The 14,154-nt window shown below is 71.0% G+C and carries 13 protein-coding genes; 5 read left to right on the top strand and 8 right to left on the bottom strand.

Annotated elements, in window-relative coordinates; genetic code table 11:
• The first annotated feature begins 15 nt into the window (after positions 1-15).
• From ACLB9X_RS27980 to ACLB9X_RS27965, 4 genes are all read left to right on the top strand, one after another.
• Positions 16-402, top strand: coding sequence for a PLD nuclease N-terminal domain-containing protein (locus ACLB9X_RS27980; protein ID WP_410363197.1), 387 nt, complete (start codon positions 16-18; stop codon positions 400-402).
• A 100-nt stretch (positions 403-502) separates the two neighbouring features.
• Positions 503-955 carry a nucleoside deaminase gene (locus ACLB9X_RS27975; RefSeq protein WP_410363196.1) on the top strand — a complete coding sequence of 151 codons (453 nt, stop codon included), beginning with the start codon at positions 503-505 and terminating at the stop codon, positions 953-955.
• Positions 956-1,338: 383 nt separating this feature from the next.
• Positions 1,339-3,408, top strand: coding sequence for a hypothetical protein (locus ACLB9X_RS27970; RefSeq protein ID WP_410363195.1), 2,070 nt, complete (start codon positions 1,339-1,341; stop codon positions 3,406-3,408).
• The gene (locus tag ACLB9X_RS27965; protein WP_410363194.1) at positions 3,408-4,913 is read left to right on the top strand and encodes a hypothetical protein; all 1,506 of its coding nucleotides are present in this window, start codon (positions 3,408-3,410) and stop codon (positions 4,911-4,913) included. The genes ACLB9X_RS27970 and ACLB9X_RS27965 overlap by 1 nt, the downstream gene beginning before the upstream one ends.
• Positions 4,914-4,926: 13 nt before the next feature.
• Here the strand turns inward: ACLB9X_RS27965 and ACLB9X_RS27960 are convergent, their stop codons facing one another.
• The 8 genes from ACLB9X_RS27960 to hemL form a co-directional block, all read right to left on the bottom strand.
• Entirely contained in the window at positions 4,927-5,442 is a 516-nt protein-coding gene (locus ACLB9X_RS27960; RefSeq protein ID WP_410363193.1) for an SRPBCC domain-containing protein, read from the bottom strand.
• 49 nt (positions 5,443-5,491) lie between these two features.
• Positions 5,492-6,583 (bottom strand): c-type cytochrome biogenesis protein CcsB, encoded by a 1,092-nt coding sequence (gene ccsB, locus ACLB9X_RS27955; RefSeq protein WP_410363192.1) that lies wholly within the window; start codon positions 6,581-6,583, stop codon positions 5,492-5,494.
• Entirely contained in the window at positions 6,580-8,259 is a 1,680-nt protein-coding gene (locus tag ACLB9X_RS27950) for a cytochrome c biogenesis protein ResB (protein WP_410363191.1), read from the bottom strand. Before ACLB9X_RS27950 ends, ccsB begins: the two co-directional genes overlap by 4 nt.
• Before the next feature lie 6 nt (positions 8,260-8,265).
• On the bottom strand, positions 8,266-9,030 hold the full coding sequence (locus ACLB9X_RS27945; RefSeq protein WP_410363190.1) for a cytochrome c biogenesis CcdA family protein: 765 nt from the start codon (positions 9,028-9,030) through the stop codon (positions 8,266-8,268).
• A 4-nt stretch (positions 9,031-9,034) separates the two neighbouring features.
• Positions 9,035-9,634 carry a TlpA family protein disulfide reductase gene (locus tag ACLB9X_RS27940; RefSeq protein WP_410363189.1) on the bottom strand — a complete coding sequence of 200 codons (600 nt, stop codon included), beginning with the start codon at positions 9,632-9,634 and terminating at the stop codon, positions 9,035-9,037.
• Positions 9,635-9,702: 68 nt separating this feature from the next.
• The gene (locus ACLB9X_RS27935; protein WP_410363188.1) at positions 9,703-10,944 is read right to left on the bottom strand and encodes a hypothetical protein; all 1,242 of its coding nucleotides are present in this window, start codon (positions 10,942-10,944) and stop codon (positions 9,703-9,705) included.
• Positions 10,945-11,071: 127 nt separating this feature from the next.
• Entirely contained in the window at positions 11,072-11,752 is a 681-nt protein-coding gene (locus ACLB9X_RS27930; RefSeq protein ID WP_410363187.1) for a histidine phosphatase family protein, read from the bottom strand.
• The gene (gene hemL / locus ACLB9X_RS27925; RefSeq protein ID WP_410363186.1) at positions 11,749-13,065 is read right to left on the bottom strand and encodes a glutamate-1-semialdehyde 2,1-aminomutase; all 1,317 of its coding nucleotides are present in this window, start codon (positions 13,063-13,065) and stop codon (positions 11,749-11,751) included. Before hemL ends, ACLB9X_RS27930 begins: the two co-directional genes overlap by 4 nt.
• Before the next feature lie 116 nt (positions 13,066-13,181).
• Between hemL and ACLB9X_RS27920 the strand changes: the two genes are divergently transcribed.
• A complete protein-coding gene (locus ACLB9X_RS27920; protein WP_215185445.1) occupies positions 13,182-13,736 on the top strand; it encodes a hypothetical protein in 555 nt (184 codons plus the stop codon).
• The last annotated feature ends 418 nt before the right edge of the window (positions 13,737-14,154 follow it).

Raw genomic sequence — 14,154 nt, 5'->3', positions numbered from 1 at the left:
AGGGGGCTGTCCCACATGCTCAGGGCGCTGATGTACATCCTGCCGCTGGCGCTGACGATCTACGCGTTCATCGACTGCCTGAACACGCCCGAGGACGAGGCGAAGCACCTGCCCAAGCTCGCCTGGATCTTCATCATCCTGCTGTTCTGGATCGTCGGGCCGATCGTCTGGTTCGCCGCCGGGAAGATGCGGCACGCCCCGGCCGGCGGCCGCACGCCGTCCGAATGGCACCGCAACCACCGCATGGAGTGGGTCGCTCCCGACGACAACCCCGAGTTCCTGAAGTCCATCAAGGACGAGAACAAGAAGGACGAGTCGCTGCTCAAGGACTGGGAGGCCGACCTGCGCCGCCGCGAGGAGGAGCTCAAGCGCCGCGAGCAGGGCGAGGACAAGGACGGCTGACCGTCGAGCGGGTCGCGACCGTCTCGGCCGGTCTCCGCCGATGGGTTCCTCGGCCGTGTCGACGTGGTGATGCCGGGGCCCGCCGGGTAAGGGTCCGGGCATGGACGACGCTCAGGCCCGCAGGTGGCTCGCCACCGCCGTCGCCGAGGCCCGCGCGGGGCTCGCCGAGGGCGGCATCCCGATCGGGGCCGCGCTGTACGCGGCCGACGGTTCGCTGCTGGGTCGCGGCCGCAACCGGCGTGTGCAGGACGGGGACCCGTCGATGCACGCCGAGACGTCGGCGTTCCGGGCGGCCGGGAGGCAGCGGTCGTACCGGGGCAGCACGATGGTGACGACGCTGTCGCCGTGCTGGTACTGCTCAGGGCTGGTGCGGCAGTTCGGGATCTCCCGGGTCGTGATCGGCGAGGCGCGGACCTTCAGCGGCGGGCACGACTGGCTGGCGGAGCACGGCGTGGAGATCGTGCTGCTCGACGACGTCGGATGCGCGGCGATGATGCGGGACTTCGTGGCGGCGCACCCGGCGCTGTGGCACGAGGACATCGGCGACGACTGAGCCACGCGTCCTGCCGCCACCGGGTGAAGCTCCGCGCGGCGCCCCGAGGGCCGCGACCAGGCGCCGTCCGCGGCGCCGGACCGCCGCCCGCGGGCGAGCCGCGCCCGCCCCATCTGCGACGCCGGCCCCGCTGCCGCCCGTGGACGCGCCCTGCCCGGCGCATCCGCCTCGCCGGCACGGCTGGAGGCTCGGCGCTACCAACGCCCCGGGCGTGCCTTGCCTGGCACATCCGCCCCGCGGCGCGCCCCCCCCGAGGGCCGCGACCGCGCGTGACGGGCTGAACACGAATCCGTTGCAATCCCCTCGCCCACCTGCCCCGCGCGCCATATCATCGTCGTCAACTACCTGTCCCCCGGCGCCACTTGACCGCTCGGGAGTCGTACTTGAGGGATCAACTCGCCGCGCGGAGCGAACTGCTCGCGCAGCTCACGTCCCATCTCACCGGCACAGAAGTCGCCGGCCGGAAGTTCCGCCCCGTCTGCAAGGCCCTGCCACCGCCCGTGGTCGCCGTCGTCGGCGGCCGCGGGATGGGCAAGTCGTACGACTTCGCCTGGCTGCGGGACGTCTGCGGACCGGTCACGCCCACCGCGTACCTGGACTGCGCCGACGACACGCTGCGCACCGGCGCGGCCGAGTCGCCGGAGTCGCGTTCGCTGGTGACGGAGGCGCTGCGGCTGCTCGGCATCGGCTTCACCAGCGCCGGGCCCGCCCGGACGCCGACGCTGCACATGACGCGGCTGTTCGCGGGGCTGGTCGCCGTCGCCTCCGGCACGTGGAACGCCGACCAGGACGAGCGCATCGCCGCCGAACTGCGCCGCCTGGAGCTGATCTCGCCGGCCCGCGGCAACTGGGCGGCGGTCGTGCAGAGCTGGGTCGCCAAGCTGATGGCGGCGTACGCGGCGCTGCCGATGCCGCTGCCGCCGGTGCAGAAGTTCATCGAGGTGTCGGTGGAGGTGCTGCTGCAGGAGCTGTTCCAGCGCGGCAGCCGCAAGGCCGTCGGCTGGTACGGGGCCTATCCGGGCGCGCAGGGCAGCGCCCGCTGGGGGCTGACCCTGCTCGGCAGCCACTTCCGGCTCGGCGGTGACCAGCGACGGCGCGCCGAGTACTTCCTCGGTCAGGCGCTGCGGGCCGACCTGGAGGAGGCGTACCGGACGACCGGCGGCTGGCTGCTGCGCACCGGCCGTCCGCTGATGCTGCTCGACAACGCCCACGACGAGCTGGGCGAGCAGCTGGTGCGCGACTGCCTCACCCACCGGTCGACCGGCCATCCGGACCGGGTGGTGGTGTACGCGGCGTTCCGGCGCGGCGACCCGCCGGTCCTGCAGGGCGCGCACCGGCTGGCGTCGCTCAGCTCCGCGGTGGGGCTGGCGGGCGGCCGGGGCGACGGGCTGTGCGTGCACCCGCTGGTCGTGGTGCCGTATCCGCCGCTGCCGCCGGCCGGCCCGGAGACCTCGGACGGGCTGCTGAGCCACGTGGATCCGGACGCGATGCTGCCGCCCGGACTGCCGCGCGCGCTCTACCGGTTCACGGGCGGGCGGCCGCTGGCCATGACCCGGATGACGGACGCGATCGACGAACTGCGGACGGCGGCCAACGCCGCGGGCCCGCCCGGCCCGGCGGGCCCGCCCGAGCCGACCGCGCTCACGACGCTGACGCTGCGTTCGCTGCTGCGGCACCGGCCGGCGACGCCGCGGCAGGCGGCGACCGGGCCGACGGTGGCCGAGGCGCTGCGGCAGGAGCTGGTCCCCGGGGAGCTGGGCGAGCTGCTCACCCGCCTGTCCCCGGCGGCGGACGCGCGCTCCGCCGAGCTGCTGCTCCCGGTGGCGGCCGGCATGACGACACCCGAGCTGCGCCACGCGCTCGACACCGACGGATGGCCGCGCTGCGACCGGCACTTCGTGGCCGACCACTGCCTGCGCACCCTGCTGCTGCACCGGCTCTACCACCTGGACGCCGACCACTCGTCGTGGCTCGGCATGCACTCGCGGCTCGTGATGCACTACGCGGCGGCCGGGACCGACGCCTGGCAGGCGTACCACCACGAGCTGGCGATCGGCCGGACCGCGGGCGCGGTCGCGTACCTGACCGGCTCGCTCGGCCGCGCGGACACGGCGTCCTGGCTGGACGAGCTGCTGCACATCGCGTCGGCGCCGGGTTTCGAGGGACTGCCGGAGCGGAGCAGACTGGCGTTCACGGGCGGGCACCGCGAGCCGGAGCGGCGCGTCGAGCGGCTGCTGAACGCGGCCTGGCTGGCGCAGGACTGGCTGGAGTTGCCCGAGGCGCGCCTGGAGGCGGCGGTCCACGGGGCGCTGCACGCGCTGCGGGACGACGTCGCCGACAGCTCCGTGCTCACCGACGCCGCCCGGCACTGGGCGGAGAGCATCCGGTCGGGCCGTCCGCTGCGGGAGTGCGACTGCTCCCGGCGGGGCCGGGCGAGTGGGGGGACGGACTGATGAACAACCTGACGAAGATCCTCATCGGGGTCGGGGTCGTGACCGCGGTCGTGCTCGGCGTGCTGTTCGGGCCGGGCGTCCTCGACGAGGACCGCGAGTGCGCGACGGGTGTGGTCAAACCCGAGGGCAGCGACGAGTGCATCGGTGTCTCGGCGACCGGCTACGACTTCGGGGTCGAGGAGATACGGGAGGTGGCGCGTGCCATCGCCGCCGAGAACCGGGCCGCGGAGGACTCCGTGCAGCTGACGGTCTCGGTGGCGGTGATGATGCCGTTCAGCTCCGGCGCGCCGGAGCAGCTGACGAAGATACGCCACGAGCTGCAGGGCGTGTACGTCCAGCAGAAGCTCGCCAACCGGGCCGAGGGCCGGCCGCCGAAGATCCGTGTGCTGCTGGCCAACACCGGCGACCTCGGCCACCACTGGGAGGCCGTGGTGAACCAGCTGGTCACGATGGCGGACGGCCCCGAGCAGCTGCGCGCGGTGACCGGCATCGCGACCAGCAGCACCGCGACCAAGCAGGCCGTCGCCCTGCTGGCCCGCCATCACATTCCGATGGTGGGCTCCACGATCACCGCCGACGACATCACCAACATCCCCGGCCTCGCACGGGTCGCCCCGACCAACAAGGACGAGGCCCGGGCGCTGGTGTCGCACGCCAGGTCCGTCGACCGCAGCGCTCTCCTCGTGTACGACACGAACCCGGACGACCGCTACGCGCAGACGCTGCGCGAGGCGTTCAACGAGCAGCTGCCGAACCAGGTCTACGAGCCGACGCAGTTCACGTCCAGCAAGGAACCGAACAACCCGGGCAATCTCGGCAACGTCTTCAACAGCATCGCCCACTACATCTGCGACACCGACGCCCACACGGTGTTCTTCGCGGGCCGCCACACCCCGCTGCGGATCTTCCTGTCCGAGCTCGGCAGGTCGGGCTGCGCGCGCCGCGGTTTCACCGTTCTGACCGGCGACGAGGCGTCCTACCTGGGCTCGGACGAGAAGCTGGACCGGCAGGCGCTGGCGGTGCGGCCGGGCGAGACGAAACCGCGGGTGACGCTGAAGTACGCGGCGCTCGCCCACCCGGACGCATGGGTCGAGGCTCCCGGGCGGACGTTGCCCGCGACGGGCGGTTCGGCGGCGGCGTACCGGCAACTGGCCGACGCGATCGCCGAGATGCGCCCCGAGATCGGCCCGAACCAGCTCCAGGACGGGCAGACGATCATCGGTCACGACGCGATGGCGACGGCCGTGCAGGGCATCCGGCGCGCGACCGGCACCTCGGCGAAGGCTCCGGCGCCGGCCGATGTGACGGCCCAGTGGCCGCATCTGACGGGCTCGCTCCGGGTGAACGGCGCGAGCGGCTGGATCTGCCTGGACAACTACGGCAACCCGCGGAACAAGGCGGTGCCGATCGTGCGGCTCGCCGCCGACGGGACGCTGCGGTTCGAGGAGTTCTCCTGGCCGGACCAGAAGCCGCCGCCGGAGGACTGCATCGTCATGAAGGACTGACCGGCTGGTGCGTTCAGGCGGACGCGTAGGCGTCCCGCAGCTGCTGCCAGCGCTCGGCGGTCCAGGCCGACCAGTCGGTGGTCGGCCTGCCCTCCAGCGCGGCGACCAGCAGTTCGAAGTGGTTGTGCCAGCCGGCCAGGCAGTCGAGCAGCACCTCGTCGTCGCAGCGCAGTTCGTTGGTGAAGCGGAGCACCGTGCCCTCGTCGCCGTGCGGCTCCAGGTGGAAGCGGATGCGGCCGTGCACGGTGACCGTGTACTCGGCGACCCGCTCCACGTCCCACGCCGTGACATGGCCCTCCGCGAAGGTGTGGCGCCCCTCCGCGTCGGTGTTGAGCCAGCGCAGCCTCACCGCGCCGCCGATTCTCGGTTCGAGCAGGTCGGCGGCGCAGAGCCAGGTCGGCAGCCCCTCGGGGGTGGCGACGGCGGCCCATACCCGGATCACCGGATGCGGCAGATGCAGCTCGTACCGCAGCAGGCGAGTGCCGTCGTCCCGGGTCTCGGTGGTGCCCTGGGGGATCACGTCACTCATGTCTCCAGCGTCGCGCGGGCGCGGCGCGGGCGCTACCTCACGGGCGGCCTCAGACGCCCGCGTACGAGTGCAGGCTGTTCACGAACATGTTCACGCCGTAGTAGTTCCACAGGAAGCACAGGAACGCGATGAGCGCGATGTACGCGGCCCTGCGGCCCTTCCAGCCGGCCGTGGCGCGGGCGTGCAGGTAGGCGGCGTAGGCGACCCAGGTGATGAAGGACCAGACCTCCTTGGCGTCCCAGCCCCAGTAGCGGCCCCACGCGTCGCCGGCCCAGATCGCGCCGGCGATGATCGTGAAGGTCCACAGCGGGAAGACGGCCGCGTTGACGCGGTAGGAGAACTTGTCGAGCGAGGCGGCCGAGGGCAGCCGCTCCATGACCGACGTGGCGAACGTCCCGGGCTTTCCGCCGCGGGCGAGCTTGCGCTCGTAGGCGTCGCGGAAGAGGTAGAGCACCGCGCCGACCGCGCCGAGGTAGAAGACGGCGCCACAGAAGATCGCGGTGGAGACGTGGATCCACAGCCAGTACGAGTCGAGGGCGGGCACCAGCTGGTCGCTCTCGGTGTACAGGTACGTCACGGCGAAGCCGAGGTCCAGCAGGACGGTCGTGACCAGCGGCAGGCCGGCCCAGCGGACGTTCTTCCCGGCCAGCAGGAGGGCGAGGTACACACCGACGGCGACCGTGGAGAACGTCGTGGAGAACTCGTACATGTTGCCCCACGGCGCCCGCTGCACCGACAGGGCGCGGGCGACGACGCCCGCCGCCTGCAGCAGGAACGCGAGCACAGTGAGCGACACCGCGATGCGGCCGTACAGGTCGCCCTGCGCGGTGCCGCCGTGCGCGCCGGGGCCGTCGGGGACGTCCCGCGTGCCGCTCGCGGCCCGTGTGACCACCTTCGGCTTCTCCAGGACCGCGGTCGCGCCCGCCGTGCGGACCGTGACCGGCGGGGCGGCGGCCTCCGCGGCGGGGGCCGTGAGCGCGGCGGCCGTGCGGGCCACCTTGCTGCGGCTGCCGAAGAGCCACTCGGCGATGTGCGCGAAGAAGGCCAGCGTGTAGACGGCCATCGACGAATAGATCAGGTAGTTGCTGATCTGCGCCAGGTTCTCGTTGGCTGCGGCGGCGGTTGCGGCGGCGAGAGTCACTTCTCAGCCCCTTCGGCAGGAACGTCTACAGGTTCAGGCGCCGTGGGCGCCTCGGAATGGAGAATCGCGGCCAGGTCGGCCAGTTCCTCCGGGAGCTTCGCCGACTCGCTGCGGCCGAGGCCCGCCATCTCGACGACCGTCGTACCGTCGTCACCGCGCACGGCCCGCACCCAGACCCGGCGGCGCTGGATGAACAGCGAGGCGGCGAGGCCCGCGATGGCGGCGATCGCGCCCGTCAGCGCCCAGCCGGCGGCGGGCTGACGGGTGATCTGGAAGGTCGCCCACTCCTTGACCTCCTTCTCGAAGGTGATGGAGCCCGCGCCGTCCGGCAGCGTCATGGTCTCGCCGGGGCGCATGCGCTGCTTGAGGATCTCACCGTCGGCGTTCGTGAACTGCTTCATCTTGCTGGTGTCGAGCTGGTACACGTTCTGCGGCAGGCCCGCGTCGACACCGAGGCTGCCGTGGTAGCCGGTGAGCGCGAGCACCGGGTACTCCAGGCCCGGGAACTGCGAGAACATGTCGCCCTTGCCGTCTCCCGCGAACGTCGGCACGAAGAACGCCTGGAAGCCGAGCTGGTCCTTCCTGCCGTTCTTGTCCCGGTAGCCGTCCATCACCTTGATGGCGCCGGTGGAGGTGACGTTGTTGTCGATCGGCAGCAGCGGCACCGCGTCCTGGAAGACGACCTTGCCCTTGCCGTCCCGCACCGTGACGACGGGGGCGTACCCGTGGCCGTTGAGGAAGACCTTGGTGCCGTCCACCTCCAGCGGCTTGTTGACCTCGACGACCTGCTTCTTCTCGGTGCCGCCCGGGCCGGACCAGGTCACGGCGGCCTCGTAGGTGCGGGGGGTGCCGCGCTGCGGGCCGCTCTTGGCGTACGTGCCGGTGAAGCTGTCCAGGGTGAAGCTGAACGGGGACAGGTCGTCGGTGTCGAACAGCGAACCGGACCTGAAGTCGTCGTACTGCGTGAGCGTGTTGGAGAAGCCGCCGCCCTCGACGACCAGCTTGCCGCCCTCGGACTTGAACAGCTGGCCCGCCGCGAACGCCACGAGCATCACGATCAGCGACACGTGGAAGACCAGGTTGCCGGCCTCGCGCAGGTAGCCCTTCTCGGCGGCGACCGCGTCACCCGCCTCGTCGGCGCGGAAGCGGCGCCCGCGCAGCAGGGCGAGCGCCGCCCGGCGCACCTGCTCCGGCTCGGCCTCCGTGCGCCACGTCGTGTACGCGGGCAGCCGGGTCAGCCGCCGCGGCGCGCCCGGCGGGCGGCCGCGCAGCTGGCCGACGAACTGCCAGGAGCGCGGCACGATGCAGCCGATGAGGGAGACGAACAGCAGGATGTAGATCGCCGAGAACCACACCGAGCTGTAGACGTCGAAGAACTGGAGCTTCTCGTAGAGCGGCCCGAGCACCTCGTGGCGGTCCTTGAACGCCTGCACCTTCATCTCGTCCACGCTGTTCTGCGGGACGAGGGAGCCGGGGATCGCGCCCAGCGAGAGCAGGAAGAGCAGGATCAGCGCGACCCGCATGGAGGTCAGCTGCCGCCAGAACCAGCGCGCCCAGCCGGTCACGCCGAGGGTGGGCCCGCCGACGGCCTGGTCCGCGGCGTTCTCGGTGGGGGCGGTGGACAACTGCGCGCCGGCCTCGCCGAGTTCGCGTGCGTCGGTGTCGTACTTGCTCATGGACGTTCAGATCCCCACCGTGAAGCCGTTGGACCAGCTCTGCATCGACTGGACCATGGTGTCCCAGACACCTGTGAGCAGCAGCAGACCGGTCGCGATCATCATGCCGCCGCCGATCCGCATCACCCAGGCGTAATGCTGCTTCACCCAGGCGAACGCCCCGAGCGCCTTGCGGAACGCCACCGCCGCGAGGACGAACGGGAGCCCGAGGCCGAGGCAGTACGCGACGGTCAGCAGCGCCCCGCGGCCGGCGCTGGCCTCGCTCGCGGCGAGCGCCGTCACGGCGGACAGCGTCGGCCCGATGCAGGGCGTCCAGCCGATCCCGAACAGCGCGCCGAGCAGCGGCGCGCCCAGCAGGCCGGACACCGGCCGCTTGTGGATGCGGAACTCGCGCTGCGTGAGCCAGGGCATCAGACCCATGAAGAAGACGCCCAGCAGGATCATCAGCGCGCCGAGGACCTTGGACAGGATCTCCCGGTGCCCCTGGAGGGTGGAGCCGAAGTAGCCGAAGAGCGCCCCGCCGGACACGAACACGGCGGTGAAGCCGAGGACGAACAGGGAGGCGCCGGCGACCATGCGGCCGCGCTTCGCCTCGGCGAGGTCGGTTCCCGTGACCCCGGTGACGTACGAGAGGTAGCCGGGGACGAGCGGCAGCACGCACGGCGAGAAGAAGGACACCAGCCCGGCGAACAGGGCGATGGGCAGAGCGAGGAGCAGGGCGCCGCCGAAGACCGTGTCGTACACCTCCGGTGCCGCGGCAAGGAACGTCACAGGATCACTTCTCCGCGATCAACGGGTCGATGATCTTGTGCAGTTCCTCGTCGTCGAGCGCCTTGAGCGAGCGGGCCGCGATCTTTCCGTCCCGGTCGAGCACGATGGTGGAGGGAATGGCCTGCGGATTGAGGCTGCCCTTGGGGAAGCCGTTGACGATCAGTTTGCCGATCGGGTCGTACAGGCTCGGGTACTCGATTCCGTAGTCCTTCTCGAAAGCGAGCGCGGGCTCCTTCTTGCTGTCCCGGGTGTTGATCCCGACGAACTCGACGCCCTTCGCCTCGGTCTCCTTGGCGACCTTCGCGAAATAGGGGGCCTCGGACCGGCACGGCGGGCACCACGATCCCCACACGTTCATCACGACGATCTTGCCCTTGAGGTCGGCGACGTCGAGCGGCTCGCCCTCCAGGGTCTCGCCCTTGAGTTCGTGGGGGGCCTGGCGCTCCCCCTTGGCGACGGTGTCGATGCCGCCGGAGCCGGTGACGAAGTTCGTGTCGCCGCCGCCTCCGGACTTCCCGCCCTCGCCGCAGGCCGACAGGGTGAGCGCGCCTGCGGCGACCAGGGCGGTCAGCAGGGCGGCGCGGGGGGCACGGCTGAGGCTCATGTGAAAAGTTTCGCATGACCCCGGCGGCGATCTTCCGCACCCCCCTGCGTGCCCGATAAGGCCCGTTGTCAAGAAGCCTTAAGGAATGCGTTCCAGCCACCCGCGGGTGACTGGCCGACCTGAAGGGTGCGCAGTTTCGCGAGCACCTGCGGATCCTGCACGTCGAGCCAGTCGCAGAACTGCCGGAAGGAGACCAGCCGTACGTCCTTCTTGCCGGCCATGCGCTTGAGCGCTTCCTCCACGGCGTCCATGTAGATGCCGCCGTTCCACTGCTCGAAGTGGTTGCCGATGAAGAACGGTGCGCGATTGGACTCGTAGGCGCGGGTGAATCCCGCGAGATACGCCTCCGTCGCCTGCTTGCGCCAGCCCGGAAAACGCGAGGGAACGCCCTGCGTCGCATTGTGGGACTGGTTGGCCAGCATGTTGTAGTCCATGGACAGCACCTCGAAGGAGCGTCCCGGGAACGGCACCTGCTGGAGCGGCAGGTCCCAGACGCCCAGCCGCTTGTCGGGCCATGTCTGGCGGCCGCCGGGCGAGGAGGCGTCGTACCGCCAGCCCAGCTGCTTCGCCACGGGCAGCAGTTTGTCCTGCCCGAGCAGACAGGGGGTGCGGCTGCCGACGAGTTCCTTGCGGTAGTCGAAAGGCAGGGGATCGATGTCGTGCCAGCCGCTGCTGGTGCGCCATTCGGTGACGAACTTCACAGCCTGGTCGATCTCGCTGCGCCAGTCCGCCGACGACCAGTTGCTGCCCGATCCGGGGCCCTCGCAGAAATGCCCGTTGAAATGGGTGCCTATCTCATGGCCGTCGAGCCATGCCTGGCGTATGTGCTTCAGCGTGTCCTTGATGTGCTCGTCGGTGAGATAACCGATGTCGGACGCGCCGATCGCGTTTTTCGGCGGGCGGTAGAGCGTTTTCTTCGACTCGGGCAGCAGATAGATCCCCGAGAGGAAGAAGGTCATCGCCGCGCCGTGGTTCCTGGCGAGTTCGAGAAATCGCGGGAAGAGTCCGTTGCCGACCTCACCCGCACCGTCCCAGGAAAAGATCACGAATTGCGGCGGCGTCTGCCCGGGCTCCAGCGGAACGGGACGCTGCGGCTGACGGGGCTGCTTGCCGGTGTCCGACGTGGAGCCGTCCCCGATCGGCCGGCCGTTCCCCGCCGAGGGCGAGGGCTTCGCGCCCTTGCCCTGGTCACCGCCCCGGCCGGGCGCACCACCGCCGCCCTGGCCACTGGCGCCGCAGCCCGCCGTGGTGACTGCGGCTGCGGCCCCGAGTCCCGCTCCGAGCAAGCCCCTTCGAGTGATGTCGCGCATATCGTCCCCATCCGCGCTCCCCTGGTCGGGGGAAGCATTTCCACATCGGCACCCGGGGAGATGCCGTGGGGAACGCGGAGGTTCCTGATGTGCGGGACGGGTTTTCCTACGCCGTTTTCCGGGCGGGCTACGCGCCGAATGCCTTGGACTTGCCCTTCACGGGTTTGGCACCGGCGAGAAGGTGCGGCGGAACGAGATCCCGGGCCGGCTCGGAGTATCCGACCGACACGATCCTGTCCCCCTCGTACGTGAACGTGGTGAGCGAGGCGAGCGTGCACTGCCGGCGCCGCGGGTCGTGCCACAGCCGGCGCTTCTCGACGAAACTGCGCACGACCCAGATCGGCAGCTGGTGGCTGACGCACACGGCCTCGTGGCCGCGCGCCGCGTCGCGCGCCGCCTCCAGCGCGGCCGACATCCGCACGACCTGCTCGACGTACGGCTCGCCCCAGGACGGCCGGAACGGGTTCGTCAGGTGCTTCCAGTTGGCCGGCTGGCGCAGCGCGCCGTCGCCCACGCCGAACGTCTTGCCCTCGAAGACGTTGGCCGCCTCGATCAGCCGCTCGTCGGTGTCCAGGGTCAGGCCGTGCGACTTGGCGATCGGCTGGGCGGTCTCCTGGGCCCGCTCCAGCGGGGAGGCGACGACATGCGTGATGTCCCGGTCCGCTAGGTGCTCCGCGACCCGGTCGGCCATCCGGCGGCCGAGCTCGGAGAGGTGGTAGCCACTGCGGCGGCCGTAGAGGACACCATCGGGGTTGTGCACCTCGCCGTGGCGCATCAGGTGGACGACGGTGATATCCCTGCCGCTCATGCCGTCGCCTCCGCTGCGGCGCGGGCGGCGGCGGGCAGCGCGGCCGCGATCCGCTCGATCGCCCGCTCGTCGTGTGCGGTCGAGACGAACCAGGACTCGAACGCGGACGGCGGCAGGTAGACCCCGTCGGCGAGCATCGAATGGAAGAACGCGTTGAAGCGGAACGCCTCCTGCTTCTTCGCGTCCTCGTAGTCCCTGACCTCGGTCGGCGTGAAGAAGACGGAGAACATGTTGGACGCCGTCTGCAGGCGGTGCGCCACGCCCTCCTTGGTCAGGGCGTCCGTCACCAGCGCCTGGATCTCCTTCGAGACCGCGTTCACCTTCTCGTACGCGGCGTCGTCCAGCAGGCGCAGCTGCGCGAGGCCCGCGGCGGTCGCCACCGGGTTCCCGGACAGCGTGCCCGCCTGGTAGACGGGACCGGCCGGCGCGAGGTGCGCCATGACGTCCCGGCACCCGCCGAACGCGGCGGCCGGGAACCCGCCGCCCATGACCTTGCCGAACGTCATCAGGTCGGGCACCACGCCGTCGACGCCGAACCAGCCCGCCTTCGAGGTGCGGAAGCCGGTCATCACCTCGTCGGAGATGTACAGCGCGCCGTTCTTCGCGCAGGCGTCCTTGAGCCCCTGGTTGAAGCCGGGCCGCGGCGGCACCACGCCCATGTTGCCCGGCGACGCCTCCGTGATCACGCACGCGATCTCGCCCGGGTGGTTGTGGAACGCCGCCTGCACGGCCTCCAGGTCGTTGTACGGCAGCACGATCGTGTCGCCGGCCTGGGCGCCCGTGACGCCGGGCGTGTCGGGGAGGGCGAACGTCGCGACCCCGGAGCCCGCGGCGGCGAGGAGCGCGTCGACGTGCCCGTGGTAGCAGCCGGCGAACTTGATGACCTTGGACCGGCCGGTGAAGCCGCGGGCCAGCCGGATCGCCGACATCGTCGCCTCGGTGCCGCTGGAGACGAGCCGCACCTGCTCGACGGGCTCGACACGGGCCACGATCTCCTCGGCGAGGGCGACCTCGCCCTCTCCCGGCGTGCCGAAGGAGGTGCCGCGGGCGACCGCCGCCTGCACCGCCTCGATGACCTCGGGGTGCGCGTGCCCGAGGATCATCGGCCCCCACGAGCAGACGAGGTCGACGTACTCACGGCCGTCGGCGTCGGTCAGGTACGGGCCGGTGCCGGACACCATGAACCGGGGCGTACCGCCCACGGCACGGAAAGCACGGACGGGAGAGTTCACGCCGCCGGGCGTCACGAGGGACGCGCGGTCGAAAAGCGTCTGCGAAACTGGGGCGTCATAGGGAAAGCTCACGGAAACCATGGTCTCAGAGGCCCAGGCGATCTTGCGGACAGGTGTTTCACCGCACGTTCGTGGGGGAGGTCACTGTCACGATGATCTGGTTGCGCGGCGGGGCCTGCGAGTGGTCGGGTGGAGATATGCATCGCGGTGGCGGACTGGGCGAGGGGACCGACGACCTGGGTCCTGAGCCTGCCCGGCGCGGAAAGCACCGGCGAGGCGAAGCGGATGATCCCGTGGGAGGCAGGAGCGGCCGGTTGGGGGTGACGTACAAGTACTTCGGTGCGCCCGACGGCGCCACCGCCGCACGGGTGCCGATCTCGATGCGCCCCGAGGAGCTGGGCGGCGACGAGCTCGGCATGGGCGGCATGTTCACCAAGATCAAGCCGGAGACCATAGCCGCGATGGTGCTGACCGGCATCCAGGGCATGCCGCTGCACAAGGTGCCGCCACTGGAGCTCGTGGTGCTGCACCCCGACTACGCGGTGGTGAAGCTGCCGATGACCGTGGTCGACCCGCTGCGGGACATCGGCGAGGAGTCGGTGGGCGCGGCGGCCTTCATCTGGTCGACGGTCCCGGACCGGGGCGGACCGCGGGACGCGTTCAACGTCTACCAATTGCTGCACGAATGGCAGGATTTCAGCCACCGGTTGCATGAGGCGGGCCACCAGCCGTACTGCCTGGTGTGGCCCTGAGCTGGGATGTCGCTGCTTCCGGGCGGGCTTCACCTTGTGCGGCGTGTTCACGGACCGCGACGGGGCTGTGGCCGCGCGCTCCCCAGCCCTGGTCGGCCTCCCGGAGGCACTCGAACTGCCCGACACCTATGGGGCCGCCGTGGTTCCTGTCTCAGCTCACCTGCCACGCGCGGTTCGTGGTCCCCAACGCAAGTCGTGGCTCATCCGCACGCTCAGCACCGCGACATCGCCGCCGCCTGCAACAGCGTCCTGCTCACAGACCTGCACTCCTCCCTCGGGGTCGTCCTGCCGACCAGGCGGGACAAGCCGCCTTCTCGTCCTGGGGCCGGCAGAACATGGGACGGGTCCTCGGGCTGCCCGGCCCTGTCGCCCCTGTGTGTTGGTCCTGCCGGTCGAAGGGCTGTCCCGGCAGGCCGAT

Source organism: Streptomyces sp. 5K101 (assembly GCF_046506645.1).
Taxonomy (GTDB): Bacteria; Actinomycetota; Actinomycetes; order Streptomycetales; family Streptomycetaceae; genus Streptomyces.
Note: the sequence above shows the minus strand (reverse complement) of the source record. Positions and strands in the feature narration are given on the sequence as shown.

Coding starts and splice junctions, on each gene's coding strand:
- ACLB9X_RS27975 (WP_410363196.1), top strand. CDS start 503: ATGGACGACGCTCAGGCCCGCAGGTGGCTCGCCACCGCCGTCGCCGAG.
- ACLB9X_RS27920 (WP_215185445.1), top strand. CDS start 13,182: ATGCATCGCGGTGGCGGACTGGGCGAGGGGACCGACGACCTGGGTCCT.
- ACLB9X_RS27950 (WP_410363191.1), bottom strand. CDS start 8,259: ATGAGCAAGTACGACACCGACGCACGCGAACTCGGCGAGGCCGGCGCG.
- ACLB9X_RS27930 (WP_410363187.1), bottom strand. CDS start 11,752: ATGAGCGGCAGGGATATCACCGTCGTCCACCTGATGCGCCACGGCGAG.
- ACLB9X_RS27960 (WP_410363193.1), bottom strand. CDS start 5,442: ATGAGTGACGTGATCCCCCAGGGCACCACCGAGACCCGGGACGACGGC.
- hemL (WP_410363186.1), bottom strand. CDS start 13,065: ATGGTTTCCGTGAGCTTTCCCTATGACGCCCCAGTTTCGCAGACGCTT.
- ACLB9X_RS27940 (WP_410363189.1), bottom strand. CDS start 9,634: ATGAGCCTCAGCCGTGCCCCCCGCGCCGCCCTGCTGACCGCCCTGGTC.
- ACLB9X_RS27980 (WP_410363197.1), top strand. CDS start 16: ATGCTCAGGGCGCTGATGTACATCCTGCCGCTGGCGCTGACGATCTAC.
- ACLB9X_RS27965 (WP_410363194.1), top strand. CDS start 3,408: ATGAACAACCTGACGAAGATCCTCATCGGGGTCGGGGTCGTGACCGCG.
- ACLB9X_RS27935 (WP_410363188.1), bottom strand. CDS start 10,944: ATGCGCGACATCACTCGAAGGGGCTTGCTCGGAGCGGGACTCGGGGCC.